This window comes from Frankia tisae (assembly GCF_025403405.1).
GTDB lineage: Bacteria > Actinomycetota > Actinomycetes > Frankiales > Frankiaceae > Frankia > Frankia tisai.
Genome location: NZ_JANEZT010000878.1, coordinates 1 through 379, shown reverse-complemented (window position 1 = coordinate 379; position 379 = coordinate 1). Strand labels below are relative to the sequence as shown.

1 protein-coding gene is annotated in these 379 nt (G+C 72.0%); it reads right to left on the bottom strand.

What is annotated here, in order from left to right:
• Window positions 1-296 (bottom strand): MOSC domain-containing protein (locus NBZ85_RS32095; protein WP_368861477.1); only part of this gene is annotated, 296 nt, incomplete at its 3' end.
• Between the last annotated feature and the right edge of the window lie 83 nt (window positions 297-379).

Genomic DNA, 379 nt, shown 5'->3' with positions numbered 1-379 from the left:
GCCCCCACCGGCACGTCACGGCCCAACTCCCCCGCCCACCAGGCGAGATCCTCCCGGGTGTAGGCGTAGACGGCCTTGTCCGGACCACCGTGGTTGACCAGGTCGGCCTGGCGGTCGCCGTCGAGGTTTTCGCGGCGCACCGCGACCCGCCCGGCCACCGGCTCCTTCCAGATCGCCGTCATCACCTCGCCGCCGTCACCGCCGGTGCCGCGGGGAACGGCGCGGGGTAGACCGACGTTGACCGACACCACCCGTGGGCCTCGCACCCCACCGATCGGGCCGTACGTGCCACTCATCCCGGCCTCCAGGCCTCGCCCTCGTCGGAGCTTTCCACCAGGACATTTCTACGTCGCCGCAGGCACCGGCACATCCCATCCCC